This is a genomic window from Desulfobacterales bacterium, from assembly GCA_028704555.1.
In the GTDB taxonomy this organism is placed as follows: domain Bacteria; phylum Desulfobacterota; class Desulfobacteria; order Desulfobacterales; family JAQWFD01; genus JAQWFD01.
This window is the reverse complement of the sequence record JAQWFD010000026.1, coordinates 16,616-34,287: the sequence shown is the minus strand read 5'-3', so window position 1 is coordinate 34,287 and position 17,672 is coordinate 16,616. Positions and strand designations below refer to the sequence as shown.

Annotated in this window: 14 protein-coding genes and 2 tRNA genes; 1 reads left to right on the top strand and 15 read right to left on the bottom strand. The window is 45.4% G+C overall.

Annotation, left to right across the window (positions count from 1 at the left end; genetic code table 11):
* Window positions 1-28: 28 nt before the first annotated feature.
* From pheT to PHQ97_10680, 7 genes are all read right to left on the bottom strand, one after another.
* Window positions 29-2,443 (bottom strand): phenylalanine--tRNA ligase subunit beta, encoded by a 2,415-nt coding sequence (pheT, locus tag PHQ97_10710; GenBank protein MDD4393203.1) that lies wholly within the window; start codon window positions 2,441-2,443, stop codon window positions 29-31.
* Between the two features lies 1 nt (window position 2,444).
* A complete protein-coding gene (gene pheS / locus PHQ97_10705) occupies window positions 2,445-3,452 on the bottom strand; it encodes a phenylalanine--tRNA ligase subunit alpha (protein ID MDD4393202.1) in 1,008 nt (335 codons plus the stop codon).
* A gap of 78 nt (window positions 3,453-3,530) precedes the next feature.
* On the bottom strand, window positions 3,531-3,881 hold the full coding sequence (gene rplT, locus PHQ97_10700) for a 50S ribosomal protein L20 (protein ID MDD4393201.1): 351 nt from the start codon (window positions 3,879-3,881) through the stop codon (window positions 3,531-3,533).
* Between the two features lie 42 nt (window positions 3,882-3,923).
* Window positions 3,924-4,121, bottom strand: coding sequence for a 50S ribosomal protein L35 (gene rpmI, locus PHQ97_10695; protein MDD4393200.1), 198 nt, complete (start codon window positions 4,119-4,121; stop codon window positions 3,924-3,926).
* A gap of 349 nt (window positions 4,122-4,470) precedes the next feature.
* Entirely contained in the window at window positions 4,471-4,998 is a 528-nt protein-coding gene (gene infC, locus PHQ97_10690) for a translation initiation factor IF-3 (GenBank protein ID MDD4393199.1), read from the bottom strand.
* A gap of 502 nt (window positions 4,999-5,500) precedes the next feature.
* A tRNA-Ser gene (locus tag PHQ97_10685) sits at window positions 5,501-5,593 on the bottom strand.
* Between the two features lie 7 nt (window positions 5,594-5,600).
* A tRNA-Ser gene (locus tag PHQ97_10680) sits at window positions 5,601-5,688 on the bottom strand.
* Window positions 5,689-6,006: 318 nt separating this feature from the next.
* Between PHQ97_10680 and PHQ97_10675 the strand changes: the two genes are divergently transcribed.
* Entirely contained in the window at window positions 6,007-6,471 is a 465-nt protein-coding gene (locus PHQ97_10675) for a hypothetical protein (GenBank protein ID MDD4393198.1), read from the top strand.
* 270 nt (window positions 6,472-6,741) lie between these two features.
* Here the strand turns inward: PHQ97_10675 and mnmE are convergent, their stop codons facing one another.
* From mnmE to PHQ97_10635, 8 genes are all read right to left on the bottom strand, one after another.
* The gene (gene mnmE / locus PHQ97_10670; protein ID MDD4393197.1) at window positions 6,742-8,154 is read right to left on the bottom strand and encodes a tRNA uridine-5-carboxymethylaminomethyl(34) synthesis GTPase MnmE; all 1,413 of its coding nucleotides are present in this window, start codon (window positions 8,152-8,154) and stop codon (window positions 6,742-6,744) included.
* A 299-nt stretch (window positions 8,155-8,453) separates the two neighbouring features.
* Window positions 8,454-9,287, bottom strand: a complete 834-nt coding sequence (locus PHQ97_10665; GenBank protein MDD4393196.1) for a Jag N-terminal domain-containing protein — start codon at window positions 9,285-9,287, stop codon at window positions 8,454-8,456.
* Window positions 9,288-9,302: 15 nt separating this feature from the next.
* The gene (gene yidC / locus PHQ97_10660) at window positions 9,303-10,967 is read right to left on the bottom strand and encodes a membrane protein insertase YidC (protein MDD4393195.1); all 1,665 of its coding nucleotides are present in this window, start codon (window positions 10,965-10,967) and stop codon (window positions 9,303-9,305) included.
* Window positions 10,968-11,416: 449 nt separating this feature from the next.
* Window positions 11,417-11,629, bottom strand: coding sequence for a membrane protein insertion efficiency factor YidD (gene yidD / locus PHQ97_10655; GenBank protein ID MDD4393194.1), 213 nt, complete (start codon window positions 11,627-11,629; stop codon window positions 11,417-11,419).
* A complete protein-coding gene (gene rnpA / locus PHQ97_10650) occupies window positions 11,598-12,008 on the bottom strand; it encodes a ribonuclease P protein component (protein MDD4393193.1) in 411 nt (136 codons plus the stop codon). The genes yidD and rnpA overlap by 32 nt, the downstream gene beginning before the upstream one ends.
* A 346-nt stretch (window positions 12,009-12,354) precedes the next feature.
* A complete protein-coding gene (gene rpmH, locus PHQ97_10645; protein MDD4393192.1) occupies window positions 12,355-12,489 on the bottom strand; it encodes a 50S ribosomal protein L34 in 135 nt (44 codons plus the stop codon).
* A gap of 685 nt (window positions 12,490-13,174) precedes the next feature.
* Window positions 13,175-14,716: an Rne/Rng family ribonuclease gene (locus tag PHQ97_10640; GenBank protein ID MDD4393191.1), complete on the bottom strand. Its 1,542-nt coding sequence runs from the start codon at window positions 14,714-14,716 to the stop codon at window positions 13,175-13,177.
* A 177-nt stretch (window positions 14,717-14,893) separates the two neighbouring features.
* Complete coding sequence (locus PHQ97_10635) at window positions 14,894-17,413, bottom strand: TIGR03960 family B12-binding radical SAM protein (protein ID MDD4393190.1); 2,520 nt, start codon at window positions 17,411-17,413, stop codon at window positions 14,894-14,896.
* Between the last annotated feature and the right edge of the window lie 259 nt (window positions 17,414-17,672).

The window sequence follows — 17,672 nt, the reverse complement described above, 5'->3', positions numbered from 1 at the left end:
ACAGTGCATGATTTTGATTTAATTTGAATTAAGTGGGTAACATCGCATCAAACACATGTAACAGTTTATCAGATATAGCCTTATGAACTTCATTGACCGTCTGGTCTTCCAGGGTTTCTGACGGCGACCTGTAAGTAATCCTCAGTGTAAGACTTTTTTTACCCACAGGAATCGGCTCCCCGGCATACATGTCAACTATACGGATCTCTGAAATAAGCGCTTCATTCATGACTTTAATATGCTCAGGAATATGCTGGGCTTCGACCGTATTGGATACGATTAATGTAATATCTCTGGAAACCGATGGAAATTTGGGTATCGGCACGGCTATCTTTGCCGAAGGAATCGAGTCGCTCAGGGCAGCGGTATCGAGTTCGAAGATATATACGGTTTGTTTTAAGTCATAATTGGTCAATACGGATGGATGAATTTCCCCAATAAGGCCGACAGGTCTTTGCCCGAACAAGATTTGTGCCGTGTAGCCGGGTCTGGTATATGTGCAGAGAGCATCCTTCATACGGGTAAATCGGGTATCGGTTATACCGAAACCACGCAAAAGGGCTTCCACTACGCCTTTGAGGTCATAAAAATCACAGTCGATTTCCTTGCTGTACCAGCAGGAAGGGTGTTTTGAGCCCGTCCATAATCCGGCAATGATTTCAGTTTCCTTTGGCAAATGGTCTTTTCCGGTACTGATAAAAATTTTACCTGTTTCAAAAATTTTCAGATGTTTGACCTGCTGGGATATATTTCGGTGTGCGGTTTCCATCAGACCTGGTATCAGAGAGCTTCTCATGACGGCCTGATCTTCTGAGATCGGATTTAAAATGATTATCTGATTCCGCTTTGGATCATCAGCGGGCAAACGCATTCGATCACACGAATGCTTACTGATAAAGCTGTAGTTAATCGTTTCAGAGAATCCAAATCCGGTCATCAATTGTCTAATTTTATTTCTGAGATCGAAAAGGATCGAAGATCCCCGTCTTTCCGCCGGTATGAGCGGATATGTAGTTGGAATTGTATCATAGCCGGATAGACGGGCCACCTCTTCGCTGAGATCTACCTCCCGGGTCACATCCACTCTGAATGAAGGGACGGTTACGTTAAGCGTTTCATCTGTTTCGTTGTTCGTCCTGAAACCGACGGAACTTAAAAGTTGAGCCATTTTGGCAATATCAAGATGCAGGCCAAGTCGAGAATTGGTTTGTCCGACATTCAATGGGATTGTCTTTTTAACGGCTTTAACCGGATTTTGATCGATTATACCGCCAATCAGAATGGCTTCCGCGAGGTCGCCAATCAGCTGGGCGGCCCGGTTGATCGCCTTTATCGTTCCCTCAGGATCAACACCTCGCTCAAAACGATGTGAAGCCTCGGTGGCAAGCCCCAATTTTTTTGCCGCTTTACGAATATTGGATGGGGCGAAGCAGGCGCTTTCCAGCAGAATCCGGCGGGTATCGGATTTGATTTCAGAATCATAGCCACCCATTACACCGGCGATGGCAATCGGTTTTCTGCCATCACAGATCAAAAGCATATCATCGGCCAGTTTTCGTTCTTTCTGATCCAGTGTTTTGAACATTTCACCATCAGTCGCCGTTCGAACGACGATCCGGTGCTCAGCGAGACGATCAAAATCAAATGCATGAAGCGGTTGCCCGGTTTCCATCATTACGAAATTGGTGACATCGACAATATTATTGATGGGACGCACACCGATCGAAAGCAGTCTGTTCCGAAGCCACGGAGGCGATGGTGCGATGGTGACGTTTTCAAGTACTCTTACCGTATATCTATGACAGAACTCCGGCGCTTCAATGGTGACGGAAGTCAAATCAGCTATATCCCCTTCCGCATCTGGAAGGATGATATCCGGGTAATTGAGTCGGGTTTTTCGGATAGCCGCAGCCTCTCTGGCAATGCCAACGATGCTGAGGCAGTCCGGCCGGTTGGGTGTCAAATCAATGTCCAGAACCGGATCTGAAAGTTTGAGAGCCTTTGACAGGCATTGCCCTGAAGGCAGTGTGTCGGCAAGCGCCATGATCCCGTTTGAATCTGTGCCGATCCCCAGTTCGTTTTCGCTGCACAGCATGCCTTCAGACGCTTCGCCGCGTATAACTGTTTTTTTAAGAATCGTTCCGTTTGGAAGAACTGTGCCGGGAAGAGCCAACGGCACAACCATCCCTTTTTTAATGTTCGAAGCGCCGCATACAACCGAAAGCATTTTATTGCCGGCATCAACTTTGCAGAGATGAAGTTTTTCTGCATTTGGATGACAAGTTATGTCTACAATCCGGCCAACGACTACAGACGACAGATAGTCGTAATGGTCATAAATCGATTCAACTTCTAATCCGGCCATAGTGAGTGATTCAGCCAGATCCTTTGCATCCATTTCTACAGGGACATACTGTTTGAGCCAGCTTAAACTTACTTTCATATCAAAATTGCCTTAAAAATCTGAGATCGTTTTCATAGAATTTACGAATATCATCAATTCCATATTTGAGCATGGCAATGCGTTCAATACCCATTCCAAAAGCAAATCCAGTATAGCGGGACGTATCGTACCCCACATTTTCAAAAACAGCCGGATGCACCATGCCAGCACCCAGTATTTCAAGCCATCCGGTCTGAGAACACACACGACAGCCGGCGCCCCTGCACATGACGCACAGAATATCCACCTCTGCACTCGGCTCTGTAAATGGGAAAAAACTGGGGCGGAATCTGAGGCGGATCTGATCATCAAACATTTGATGAATAAATGTTGTCAAGATGCCTTTCAGGTCCCCAAAGCTGACGCCCCTGTCCACCAGCAAGCCTTCCACCTGATTGAACATGGGGGTATGGGTCAAATCTGAGTCACATCGATAAACCTTGCCCGGCGCGATGATTCGAACCGGTGGAGACTGCTTCTCCATAACACGGATCTGCATGGGTGATGTCTGAGTTCTCAGAACGATATTGTCTGACACATAGAATGTGTCCTGCATGTCGCGTGCCGGATGGTCTTTAGGAATATTTAATGCTTCAAAATTATAATAGTCCGTTTCGACCTCCGGGCCTTCGGCAATCTCAAACCCCAGATTTGCGAAAATACCGCAGATCTGCTGAGCGACCTGAGAAATGGGATGCAAAGATCCCGCCTGTTCAATTCTGCCCGGAAGAGACACGTCGATGAAGTCTACGACCTTGGAAGCTTCCGTCTCAATGCACTTCAACGTATCGTTGAACGTTTTTTCCAGTATTTTTTTAACTTCGTTTGCTTTTTCCCCAGCCCTGGGACGCTGGTCCGGCGGCAGCTTGGCTATATTTCTCAAAAAAAGAGTTATGATACCTTTCCGCCCCAGATATCGGGTTGAAAGCGCTGCTATACTGTCTTGATCAGAAGCGGTTTCAAGTTCTTTCAACGCCTCTGCATAAATCTGCTCTATAGATTTTTCCACTTCCCTTGCTCTGATTTTTACTTAAATAATGTTGAATAATCTATTATTACAGCGGTAAAAATACTTGCACCCCAAAGATTAGAGCTGCTGCGATGCAAGTGCTGCGATTTTAGAAAAACCTGATGGATCAGAGACTGCCAGCTCCGCCAGGACCTTCCTGTCAAGCTCAATACTGGCAAGCTTTAATCCGTGAATGAATTTACTGTATGGCAGATTATTCATTCGGACACCTGCATTGATGCGGGCAATCCAGAGCCTTCTGAAATCCCGCTTTCTTGCCTTCCGATCACGATATGCATACATAAGCGCTTTATCCACGGAATCAGCGGCCGTTCGAAATAATTTGCTGTGTCCGCCTCGAAAGCCTTTCGCCAGCTTTAATACCTTATTGCGACGTCTTCTTGCCTTAAAACCCCTTTTAATACGCACGGTTCTTTTTCTCCTATTTTTTATTTAACAGTATGTAATAATTTATCCGTTCGGAAGAAGCCTTCTCAATTCTTTCATATCCGATTTGTCAATGACATATGCTTTTCTTAAAGACCGCTTTCTCTTGGTTGTTTTTTTGGTCAGAATGTGGCTTGCATGGGATTTGGTATAAATATATTTCCCTGAGCCTGTTTTTTTAAACCGCTTTGCAGCCGCCCGATTTGTTTTTATTTTTGGCATAATTCTGTTTTTCCTTTACAGTGTTGTTTAACGCACCATGATATGCAGTGTGCTTGTCGGCGCTTATAAATAGGACCGACTTCCTCACATTTTTGAACAGAAGAGCATGTGACGGATCGGCTTGTAGAAATTTACAATGCCATTATCTCAGACGCTAAATTTGCGAACATAAACTTTTTTTGAAAAATCATCAAGTATAAATATTATAAAAATGAATGGGAGAAGAAACAAGTTCAGACACAAGGTAAAAATCCGGCCGAATTAAAAAACAGAAGGCGTGAGTATGTTTCGATACAACTCACGCCGGCAAGAAGATCCGTTTTCAGAGGATGGGTGGCAGGTCTGTTGATTATTTCGGTGATAACACCATTATCATTGTGCGGCCTTCAAATTTGGGGCTTTGTTCCACTTCCGCAAATTCAGCTGTTTCATCCGCAATCTTTTTTAACAACTCTCTGCCCAAGTTTGAAAGCGTTATTTCCCGACCCCTGAAAATTACGGTAACCTTGACTTTGTCTTTTCTTTCAATAAATCGCCTGATGTGACCGATTTTTACCTCAAGATCATGGTCTCCGGTTTTGGGCCGTATTTTAATCTCCTTGAGTTGAAAAGTGCTCTGTTTCTTCTTGGCTTCCTGCTGCTTTTTTGTCAGTTCGTATTTATATCTCCCATAATCCATTATTTTGCAAACCGGAGGGGTTGCAGTGGGAGATAGCTCGACAAGATCAAGGCTGTGATCAGCAGCGAGAGCGAGAGCTTCACGAATTGAAACGACGCCGACCTGACTCCCGTCGGGACCTATCAACCGGACTTCTCTGGCTCTTATTTCTTCGTTTATATTTGTTCTTTGTTTTTGGGGTCGTCTTGAAACTGTTATACCCTCACCTCCTGCGGCAGATATGGTTAATGTAATTTGAGTTGTTTTCCGAATCGAATTCAGACGAACAACCTAAAATTATTACTCTTCATATGAGAAATATATAACAACATTTATAAATGCAAGAAAAATTTTATTAAATTTAAGGTTTGGTACTTTGACAGCACCGGTTCCGCAGCCAGAAGGCTGTAGCAAACTTGCGTTTCTGCCTGCAAAAACTCTTTTACTATATCATTGAAATGGTATGGGGGCAACAAATTGGATTAAAATCTTATCTGCCGGAGACCGGCCGTAAGCGGGCTGTCGATGCTGACTCTGCGCAAACAAAGAATCTCAACCTATGTCCATAGAAAAAAATAAGGGCGGAAAAGAAAAACGCGGGGTGGTTTCCTGCGTTGAAAAGTAATTTAATTTTAAGGTGATGCCGGGGCCAGGGAACGTGTGGTATTAAAAAAGCAAAAAGCCCGGGGATTCTATCCCGGGCCCATGCGGTTTTGAATGCTGGCGGAGAGAGAGGGATTCGAACCCTCGGTGGAAGTTTCCCCCCACACTCGCTTAGCAGGCGAGCGCCTTCAGCCGACTCGGCCATCTCTCCATCTTTCTGGCGGAGGGAGTAGGATTCGAACCCACGGAGCCGTTAAGCTCAACGGTTTTCAAGACCGCCGCCTTCAACCACTCGGCCATCCCTCCTTTAAAAAAAATTTTATATCATTTAAGTTCGGTCAGGTCAATAAATTTTATTATTATATGGTTTCCTTTGGGTGATGATAATGGTATTTTGCCGGGTCCTGAAATTCTTAAAAAATTGAGTACCGCTGTACCGACAGATTGGGATATGCTTTCGGTTAAATTTGCTTTTTAAATTGGAAAATACTGTTATTTCAATTAGTTTTAATATGGACACATATCTTTATTGACATGAAGGATATTTTATGATTTCCGGTATAACGCAACAAAAATTTACAACTTCCAACAAATTAATTCAAGGGCTGTTAAAGGAGATGTGTCTTGAAACAAAAATACGTACTTACAAAACGAAATGATGAAAACAAATTAGTGATATCGGAATTTGCCGAGTTGGATAAAGGCGGGTTATCTTTTCTTTGCGAGGAATGTTATGATCGCCAGCAGATTGAGACGGCTATGGAAAAAGGCAAAGTTTCGCTGATTTCGAGTTTGAGAACCGAGAATATGTTTCCGTGCGGACAATTCGCTGATCTACTGGCTGAGTCTGTCATGACGTTGTATCGTTCAGAAAACCAGCAGCCGATGGAAATTTTTTTCAATGACGTCGATCTGTTGAAAAAAGACCCTCAACCCATTGATATTATTGATGAAGAGGCCGTTGTGATTGACGAACTGCTGGATGATAAACTGGATGAAGATTTTGATGACGGGCCAGCGCTTGGAAGTATCAGTTCTCCGTTAAAAATTGCCGATGATGAAACGCTTGATATCGGGAAAGAAGAATAATTTACGGCATGGATTTTTTATTATCAGGCCTGCGGCCGGTGATCGACAAAAGCATCAGGACAATACCGTCATGGGGTTCTGGTGCTTTTGCTGTCCATAACTTTAAAATAAGAATCTCTCAAAAATAATTGCCAGTTTTATTTGGAGCAGCGCCTGCCGACACTGGCCGTACCCGGGGTGTGGAGTAATTAAAACCAATTCCGTACATTGCGGTCGTCTATCTGTCAACTACCCGATTTTCAAGTCTTACTCATGTTTCACGTGAAACGATTACTTTCCAATACAAAACTGGCTGAAAACATGATCCAAAATATCTTCATTGACGTTAATTCCCAATACTTCCGCGAGCGCATCCATACCCTCCCGCAGATCAATCGCAACAATCTCGGCGGGCATATCCGCACGCAAGGCTTCCTGGCAAGATCGAATCGAAAGCGCACTGCGTTCCAGGGCTATTTTGTGCCTCAAATTTGGAATTACTTCAGACTGCCCATCCGTAACGTTCTTTACCAGCATCGAATGAATTAAAGTCTTCAGCTCATTGATTCCTTTATTAAAAAGAGCGGACACAGGGGTAACCGGGACAGCAGAAAACGCTTCAGGTAACCGTACCGGCTTGTCTTCTTCGAAAAGGTCAGACTTATTGAGCACACATATCATTGGCTTCTCCTTAATGCCTTTAACAATATGCAAATCCTCTTCAACGACCGGCAATCCGCCATCAATTACAAACAACACCAGATCGCTTTGTTCGATACAGTCATAAACCTTTTCAATCCCAATCGTCTCGACAGGGTCATCTGTTTTATGCAATCCGGCGGTGTCGGTAATAGTTACCGATATATCAGCGATACTAAACCGGTCATCGATAAAATCACGGGTTGTTCCGGGTATAGGGGCCACAATGACACGATTTTTCTCAAGAAGGCAATTCATCAGGCTCGACTTGCCCACATTGGGTCTCCCAATGATAACGACCTTGATTCCGTCACGATAAACATGACCGTTATCATACCGGTCGATCATCACCTGAATCGGGTCCAGAACCAGCTGTTGAAGTTGTAGAATAACACGGGTTCTATCGAGCACATCATCGATATCGTCCGGAAAATCAATAGCGGCATCTATCTGTGTTAACATATCAACCAGGACACCGCGAATGGATTCAATCTGACGGCTGAAATCCCCTTTCAGCAAATGAGCAGCCGCTTCCAATTCCCTTCGGGATGTGGCGTTGATAATGTCAATTACAGCCTCGGCTTGTGCCAGATCAATACGGCCATTAACAAATGCTCTTCTTGTAAATTCACCGGGTTGAGCGATCCGTGCCCCCTGTTTGAGAACCAGCTTCAACACAGCGTTCATGACAGCTCCCCCGCCGTGGCTATGGATTTCAACCACATCTTCACGGGTGTAAGATCTCGGCGCCTTCATCACCGCAAGAAGGACCTCATCGACAATCCACCTTCGATCCGGATCGATTACATATCCATAATAAAGGCGATGAGATTCGACATTCTGCAACGCATATAATTCATCCTGCTCGGTATATGGAGAAAAACCGGGCTTTCGAAAAATTGACAGGGCTATGGGCAAGGCATCCGCACCTGAAATTTTTACAATTCCGACACCGCCATTGCCAATGGGTGTTGCAATGGCAGCAATAGTTGAATCATTGATCATGGTATCATTCATAATGCATAAAGCCCGGGCTTACTGCCCGGGCTCTCATTTATCTGCCTCAATGAACATGACGGCGTTAATACATCAAACCGTATCCATTATCATTGACGCAGAGACTCATTAAGGGCCGCAGAAAAAACTCCACCGTCCTGCTTGCCGGTTTATCCGTCTTCCGCGTTGTATCAAGCAGCACATTCAATGATTATGCACCTTTTGATACGCATCAAAATCAAACGAAAATCAAACTCCATCCCGGCTCAATTTATTCTTGCCGAAGCAATTAAAACGACCCGCAAGGACTATCCCTGCCTGCGTTTTCGTTGAAACGACTTGCCCGGGAATATCATCAGCTTTCTGTATAAGCCATCACCGACGCTCTGGGTTCGAACGTCAGTATCTTCCTTTAGTGCCAGATGAATAATTCTTCGATCATGAGAATTCATCTGCCCGGCAGTAACCGGCTTTCCGGACAACTTGACCTTGATCGACAACCGTTCAGCAAGCTTTTGAAGTCGATCACGCTTTGCCTCCAGATATCCTTCCACATCAATTTGAACCCTGCGTTTTTCCATGGAATGTTTATTAACAACTTTTTCAACGATATATTGAAGCGCTTCAAGCGTTTGTCCACGTTTGCCGATTAAAATAGCCGAATTTCCGCCTTCAACATTAAACAGAATACGTTCCGGAGACTGGTCCACCGTAACGACTGCCCCCTCGGTAATCAAACCAACGATTCTCTCCAATATACGCACGCCAAGTTCCACAGAATTGATATCATCTCCAGCTTCATGAGCAGGCGACTCTTCGGAGACGCTGACCGGCTGGGACACGCTGACCGCTTCTGTTGCCTGCGGCTTCACGCTGTCGGTTAAAGGAGCTTTATCTTTTTTATCTGAAGCAGATTTCGTCTTCGGCTCTTTTACATTTGAAGATAGCACTTTTTTTTCATCAGATTCGGGCATCGAAACACGTATTTTGGCTTTTTTAGCGCCAACCAGTCCAAAAATACCGGTCGATCCGTACGAAATAACATCATAGCGTAAATCTTCCCGGAGAATATTCAACTGTTCGCACGCTATCATAACTGCCTTATCTACATTTTTGCCCTCAAACTCAAAGTTTGGTGTCATATGTAACCTCCACCGCTATGCATATTTTCTTGAAATATAATGCTGCTGAGAAATAGAAAGGATATTGTTCACAAGCCAGTAAAGGACCAGACCGGATGAAAAATTTATAAAGATAAACGTAAAAAACAGCGGCATCAGCATCATCATCTTAGCCTGGGTTGGATCTCCCGGCGTCGGCGTCATCTTCTGCTGCAAAAACATTGTCCCCCCCATAATAATGGTCAACACCGGTATCCCGTAAGGCGGTTCCATGAATGGAATTGAAAAACCGAAGTGAAAAAGGCGATCGGGCGCTGACAAATCATTAATCCAGCCCAAAAAGGGTGCATGTCGAAGCTCGATAGCTTCATACAGCATACGATAAAGCGCAAAAAAAACAGGAATCTGAACGATCATTGGAAGGCATCCACCCATGGGATTGATCTTATAAATTTTGTACAACCCCATCATTTCCTCGTTCATTCTTTTTTTATCATCTTTGTATTTTTCACGTATTCCCGTCATTAAAGGTTGGAGTTTTTTCATATCATTCATGGACTTATAACTTTTTGATCCCAACGGCCACAAAATAATTTTGGTAAAAACGGTCAGTATAATGATCGCAATGCCATAGTTCGGAATGATACCATATAATTTATTCATCAACCAGAGACATGGTTTTGCAAGAATATCAAACATTCCAAAATTAATCACTTTATCGATCCCGTGTCCGATGGGCTTTAACACATCCATGCTCTTGGGCCCGAAAAACAGCTGATAATTGAATTGCTCCTGCGAGCCGGGACCAATCACCACCCCGGGATGAATGAGTTCATTTTGCAGCCAGTTATCTTCTCTGATCAACAGCTTCATTTCACCTTCAACGGGCTGATCAGCGATAATGCTCGACATGAAATACCGGTCCTGCATTGCAATCCAGCTGATTTCACCGGGAAAAACATTTTTATCCTTCAGTTTTTTCAGTTTAACCCGGTCTATCTTGTTATTGATCATGCCGCTGGGACCGACAAATCCGTAACGACTGCTTTTATCATCAACCCGGCCGTTCAACGACAACGCGATGTTTCCCTGAAGAGATTGACTTGATCCATTTTGAATGGTAATTGCCAGTTCAACCCGGTAGGTATCCGGATTAAAAATAAATCTCTTTTCAACGGTAATCCCCTGCGGAGAATTCCAATAAAAAGAAACCGGCTGTGATGCATTTGTAATTTCAAGAGATTCAAGATCGTTCTGTGTTTTATATACGACCCGATCCAGCGCCTGAAGTGAACTTCCGGAAAATGTCAGTCCAACACTGCCGAATGGATTGTCTTCGGCAATGAGTTCTTTTAAATCAGAGTCTGATTCGACCGCTTCTCTGTATTTTTTCAACACAAAACTTTTTAACAAGGCCCCGGATTCAGAGATTTCCACTTCATAAAGCGGTGTTTTGACAGTAACCGTCTTTGACCGTTCAATCAGTGGGATTGAAGGCTGAGGGACTGCCTCTGAAGGAACGGTTGCGGGCATGGTCAATTCTTTATCATCGATGAGCGGCATAACTTTTTTAACCTGATTCTCAGTTTGCACGGAGGGTTCGTTTTTTTTCAACGAATCTGTATCCACAAAAAGAGTCTGCCATAAAAAAAACACAAGAAAAGACAATGCTACAGCAATTAGCAATCGGCGTTGCTCCATGAAAAAACTCCTAAGTTAAATTTGATTGCGATATCGATATTAATATACCTTCGTTTGCTTTATTGAAATGAAATAAGGCATGGATTCTGTTTAATAAAAATGAGGAATAACCGGGGACCTGTATGATCAAAGCATACCCGCATGGGTTCAACTCTCAGTATAAAATGGCAGGGATTGTGATTCAAACGGCTTTTTATCAAGTTGTTCCGGATGCTTGAAGCGGGTATCATTACGGATCCATGATCAATATTTTTGCCGAACCATACTGCAGAATCAGTCGACCATCCAAAAAAAAAATTCACGATCCGCTAAATCCGTCACCCCGTTAGAATCACGACGGATCCCGGATAGCTATCAATATACGGACCATCGTCTGGCTGTCTGCAATACGACAAATTTTGCATTGTTATAGCCCATTTCCAATCCATATATGCGTCATTTCCTGACATTCATGGTACCGGGTCATAACCTCCCTCATGAAACGGGTGGCATTTCACCAACCGTTTTAATGACAGCACTCCCCCCTTCATCACACCATGCGTCTTAATCGCCTGATATGCATATTCAGAACAGGATGGGTAAAACCGACAGACCGGTCCGAAAAGCGGCGATATCAAATACTGATATATTTTAATGATGAACAGCAATATTCTTCGGATGATCGATACCCCTCATTATCTTTTCAAAAATTTGCTGAAGGGCTGAATACGCTTGGGGCGATGTCAGCTCTGAGGCGTTTTTCTTGGCAATGATGTTAATATCATAGAACCCTTTAATGTGGCGTTTGTTCAACCGAAAAAATTCGCGGCAGTAACGTTTAATTGTATTTCGGATAACGGCGTTTCCGACTTTCTTCGTTACTGTAATGCCAAGGCGATTTATCTCAACCGTATTCGTCATATAAAGCCCTACGAAAAACTGATTCTGAACTTTGCTGCCAAATTGAGATATATGTTGATATCCGGATCGCTTACGGATTCGTTCGTCCCTGGTGAATGAAAATGTTTTCAAAAGCAGTTGCCCACGCCCCCCACCACACACATATTGCAGCCGACAAAAATGTCTGCTTACATCTCAATCAAACTACCGTCACAATCATCAGGAATATCGAGCTTGCCCCCATACACAAAACTGAGTAAAATCGTTCCAGACAGGTCCTTTGATCTCCTCACGTGGCGTTGTCAGTGGCCGAACAAAAAACCCGATCCTTTTTCAACCTGCAGGGATAACAAAAAAATTAATCCATGGATTTCAATTTACCCTCTGCGGGACGCGCATCAGCGCATCCCGATTCGGCATCCCTTTCCGACCTGACGACACAGCCGTTTTACACTTGTTTCAGCATATCGGCCTGAGATGTAAATTCACATTACACACCTGCCGGAAATCAGCAGGCCAGACGCTTCCGTCCTTTAGCCCGTCGCCTCTTTATAACATTTTTACCTGCTTTTGTTGACATTCGCTTCAAAAATCCGTGTGTACGCGCACGTTTAATTTGACTGGGCTGATATGTTCTCTTCATAATTCATCATCCTCTATTTAATATTGAGTTTCAATTAGTTGTATCCATGGGCACAGCTTATCACGAATTGCTGCACGATGCCATTCACGTAATAATTTAAAAAACTGTCCGGGTCCGTACTGAATGCCTGCTTCTGCTGAAACCTGTCTCATGCTTATCGTCCGGGCCCTCATACCATTCAATCTCAGTTTCCGGACAATCTTTTTGTTAAACCCGTCAGAATCAGGAAAGGTACATACGATCCAGCCTGACAGCGGGGCGAAAGAAGATCAGAACCCCTGAACTACATGATTGATTCACACAGTTTAATCCACTGACATTAATACAGGGTTATTTGCATGTCAATATTCAATATCCAACAGAATCAGGGATCCGAATCCGATTCATGGGACTTTAACGCCGGAAGTTCAAGTCTTTCGACTTGAACATGAAAAAAATACCGGATTTTCGTTCAGGTATCATTACAGTTTCATTATTACATATTTTTTTTTATAAGCCTCAATATCGGCATATCCTGGGCCTGTGAACACATAGGGCTCACACACAAAACCCACATTGTCAGCGTCGATGAACCCTGTCTGGCTGCGTTGCAAAAGTTCGGAATATACCGAATATTTCTGCTTCCACGCCTTGCCGGGCAAACGCCTCAGCACTCAGAATTACGAACTCATTTTTTTACAAACCATTATCCGCCAAGGATCTCCACGATATCGAACTCCTCCAGATGGTATTCTTTTTTTGAAACGATACCGATCTGCTTACCGATTTTTTGTTCGAGTGACAGAAGCAGCTGCCTCTCTTCGTCATGCAGATAGGCTTCAATCTCCGGACTTACCGTCAACAGCAGCTTGTCACCCACCATATCATGACCGGAATACAGCAATGCACGATAAATTTGATAACAAATCGTCCGCCTGGAAATGATATGCCCTTCCCCATCACAGTTCTGACAGGGTTCGCACAGCATGCCAGTCAATGATTTACGGGTTCGCTTTCGAGTCATCTGGACAAGCCCGAGCTCAGTGAAGGGCAGGACATGGATTCTGCTCCGATCCTTTAGCATGGCTTCCTGGAGCGCTTCAAACACTTTTTTCTGATTGTTTTTGCGGACCATATCAATAAAATCGATAATAATGATTCCGCCGATATCTCTCAACCGAATCTGATAGGCAATTTCCTTTACCGCCTCCAGATTGGTTTTCAAAATGGTTTCCTCAAGATTCCGCTTTCCGAGATAGCGGCCGGTATTCACATCGATGGCGACCAGTGCTTCTGCCCGCTCAATGACGATATACCCGCCGGATTTGAGCCATACTCTCCGGTTCAACGCCCGGGAGATATCACCATCGATATTAAAGGCCTCAAAAACGGGTTCGGCGCCTTCGTACAGTTCAACACAATCGCTCATGGACGGGTTCACCATATTCAAAAAATTCAGAACCAATTCATACTCACGCCGATCGTCTATGATAATATTGCCCACCTCATGGATCATCAGATCCCTGACAGCACGCAGAGCGATTGCCAGTTCCCGGTGCAGCAGAGCAGGAGCGGAAATCGACTGATATTTATTCTGTATCGTTGACCAGAGCTTTTGAAGAAATGTCATTTCCTCGGCCAGTTTTTCTTCACTGACGCCTTCGGCGGCAGTTCTGACAATATAGCCCTCATTTCCGATACGCAGGGATAGAACCGCATTTTTCAGCCGATCGCGTTCAGCCGGATTTTCTATTTTTTTTGATATTCCGATGTGATCCGAAATCGGCAAAATCACCATAAACCGTCCGGGCAAGGATACATACGACGTTACCCGTGCACCCTTGGTCCCGAGGGGGGACTTAACGACCTGAACCATGATTTGCTGACCTTCTGAAATCAGCTCGTCAATGGCATACGCAGGTCCGGAAACCGGGGGTGAGGAGACATCCCGATTATAGTCGACTTTGCGGTCCAACCCGGCTTTCACATACTGATACGGATGCTGAATATACCCGTCCCGGTCAATGACGATATCGTCAACATACATAAATGCGGCCTGAGGCAGGCCTATATCGATAAAAGCCGCCTGCATGCCAGGCATCACTTTCTGCACCCTGCCGCTGTAAATATTTCCGGAGATATCCGATTGATCGCTTCGTTCGACAAACAACTCGACAATGGCCTCATCTTCAAGAAGCGCAACCCGGGTTTCCGGTTCTGTCACATTGATAACAAGCGTTTTATCCATAGATTTTAAATCCTGTAAGACAGTTCGTATCGGTCGGTCACAAGGCGGTAACAGGGATTACAGCCGGTTACACGCCGTAATTGACCGGTTGTTCCGCCAGAAGATTACCTTGATGGCACATACGCAACATGTCAAAAACGCCGGAAACAATAAGAGCTGTAAAAATCCGAAATTTCATTAATCCGCCTGCAACGCATCCAGCTTCAGGATATCGGCCAGAATGAGCTGCTCTTTTGAAATCCCGAACACGCAGGCGATCACCTCCGATGGCCTCATCGTTTTTCCGGGCTCAGCGGCCAGAGCCAGCTTCAGAATCCGGGGACTTATCAATTTTATTTCGACAACCATTTCTTTGAGGTTGATCTGTTTCGCATTGCCTTTCCGATTGACCCGGTTAATGACCATTTCAGTCATTTTAACAAAATCCGACAGCCTCGCCTCATCAAAAGCGCCCTCTTTCAACGTCACCCGGTAAAGGTGGGGCCGGCTCTGCCCGCTAGGGTTCATTTCATTTTCAGATAGCCACTCATGCAGGACAATCCCCTCCGGCAACAGCGGATTTAATAAAAACGGAACATCAGCCGGATTCGTTTCAGAGGAAACCGTAAGGTACACATCCTCTTTTTCACTTTCCATACCGATCGGCAGAGGATCGCCAAAGGATATTTTCGGCATCGGATGAAATCCCTCTGAAAACTTGATCGGAATCCCGGCCCGGCGAATGGCACGGGTAAACAGGTTCACCAGTTCAAGATGCCCGAAACATCTGGCAAGACCCCGTTTTTCATATGAAAGCGTAATTTTTTTATAACCGTTATCGGACGGCGTCCCCGGTTGCAACGCCGGAAGCGGAGCCGCGCCATCTTCCTTGAAAACAACGGGCTTGATGGTTTTAAAATCGCAGACCCCACAGCCCTGGCAGTCCCCATTCCGGCAGTCCGGAGTCCTCTCACCGGCAAAAGCCGCTTCCCACTCCTTTTTCATAAAGGACTTACCGATACCCATGTCCATATGATCCCACGGCAGCGGTTCTTCCACAGACCGCTGACGCGATGTATAAAAGGCAGCATCCAGCCCTTCCTCGGCAATAGCCTCCTGCCACAGGTCAAATCGGAACTGATCGCTCCAGCCATCGAACCGGCACCCCTTTTTGAAGGCAGTTACCAACAGGCGGCTCAAACGCCTGTCCCCTCTGGCCCAAATGCCTTCCAGAAAGCTGATCTCGGGATTCTGCCATTTAAACTGAATGCCGGGCATCCTCAGGCTGTCCTGCAACCAACGGATCTTTTCTTTCGACGCTTCCAGAGAAATCTGGGAGGCCCATTGAAACGGCGTATGGGGTTTTGGAATCATTGTGGCCACGCTGACATTGATATGGCCTTTGCGTCCTTTCCCCCCCCGGATGGGGCGAAGCTCGTTGACAAGCGACACGATCGCGCTGAGATCTTCGTCTGTCTCCGTGGGCAGACCGATCATGAAATACAGTTTGATCAACTGCCATCCCAGTCGAAAGGAATCTTCAACCGTTTTAACGATATCATCCCGGGTAATGTTTTTGTTAATCACATCCCTGAGACGCTGGCTTCCGGCTTCCGGCGCGATGGTAAAACCGGTTTTTCTAACTTTTTTAATAAGCTCCATCAGCTCGGGAGTCAGCGTACCGGCTCGAAGCGATGGCATTGAAACGGAAATATGATCCGGCTGACATCGGCCCATCAGCTGCTGCATCAGGGATATGATACGCCCGTAATCGCCCGTGCTCAACGACAGCAGTGAAATATCCTCATACCCGGTCGATGCAATCGCCCGGTCGGTAAGCGCCAGCAGCTGTTCCGGCGACCGCTCCCGAACCGGACGATAAATCATACCCGCCTGGCAGAAACGGCATCCCCGGGTGCATCCCCGGGCGATTTCCACTCTCAGACGGTCATGAATGGGCCGCCCAAAAGGGATAACCGGAGAATCCGGAAACAGAGCCTTGTTCAGATCAGGCACGATCGCCTTTAAGACCCGATGATGCGCCGGATACAGCGGTTTGAGGATCTGGAAGCCATCGGAATCAAATTCGGGTTCAAAAAAAGACGGCACATAGACCCCCCTGATGCCCGCCCACATCTTCAGAAGGCTCTTTTTAGAGCCGTCACCTTCTTCCTTCCACCGGACCCATTGACTGGTCATCTCAAGGATTACTTCTTCGCCGTCCCCCATCACCATGGCATCAAAAAAATCCGCCACCGGCTCCGGATTGCAGACACAGGGTCCCCCGGCAATAATCAGGGGACAGGACGCATCCCGCTCATCTGAAAAAAAGGGGATTCCGGCAAGATCAAGCATGGTCAGCACATTGGTATAATTAAGTTCGTACAGCAGGCTAAAACCTATAATATCAAATTGTTTAAGAGGCTTACGGCTTTCAAGGGAGGCAAGGGGAATCCGGCCCGCACGCAGATACGCCTCCATATCCACCGCCGGCGCAAACACCCGTTCGGCTGCAATATCCGTTTCATTATTCAGAACACTGTACAGAATCTGAATACCAAAATGAGACATCCCGATCTCGTACAGATCCGGAAAAGCCAGGGCGATTCTGAGCCTGACATGATCAAAATCCTTTTTTACCGAATTAATTTCCGTGCCCAGATAACGGCTTGGCTGTTCCACGAGGGGCAAGATGTCTTGAAGACTATTACTACTCATGATATATATTTAATATTTCCTTTCAGTTTTAATGAAGGGGGCAAGGGCCTCGGCCCCAGTGTCGATCACCACAGCAGCAAATACATCGGCAAGTCGTTTAAGGACTGAAATGAATGGATCAAATCGTCAACTCATGACACCATAACTTTCTGATGACCGTAAAAAGCCTAATTTGTCAAAATTACAGAAATAAATCAATATCAAACTGCCAACGGTGACGGGCAGCCCCCTTTTAAAATTTTCACCGGCTGAAGCACTG

Excerpts from the sequence above, each read along its gene's own strand:
- pheT (MDD4393203.1), bottom strand. The coding sequence starts at position 2,443 with ATGAAAGTAAGTTTAAGCTGGCTCAAACAGTATGTCCCTGTAGAAATG.
- rpmI (MDD4393200.1), bottom strand. The coding sequence starts at position 4,121 with ATGCCAAAAATAAAAACAAATCGGGCGGCTGCAAAGCGGTTTAAAAAA.
- mnmE (MDD4393197.1), bottom strand. The coding sequence starts at position 8,154 with ATGATCAATGATTCAACTATTGCTGCCATTGCAACACCCATTGGCAAT.
- PHQ97_10665 (MDD4393196.1), bottom strand. The coding sequence starts at position 9,287 with ATGACACCAAACTTTGAGTTTGAGGGCAAAAATGTAGATAAGGCAGTT.
- yidC (MDD4393195.1), bottom strand. The coding sequence starts at position 10,967 with ATGGAGCAACGCCGATTGCTAATTGCTGTAGCATTGTCTTTTCTTGTG.
- rpmH (MDD4393192.1), bottom strand. The coding sequence starts at position 12,489 with ATGAAGAGAACATATCAGCCCAGTCAAATTAAACGTGCGCGTACACAC.
- PHQ97_10640 (MDD4393191.1), bottom strand. The coding sequence starts at position 14,716 with ATGGATAAAACGCTTGTTATCAATGTGACAGAACCGGAAACCCGGGTT.
- PHQ97_10635 (MDD4393190.1), bottom strand. The coding sequence starts at position 17,413 with ATGAGTAGTAATAGTCTTCAAGACATCTTGCCCCTCGTGGAACAGCCA.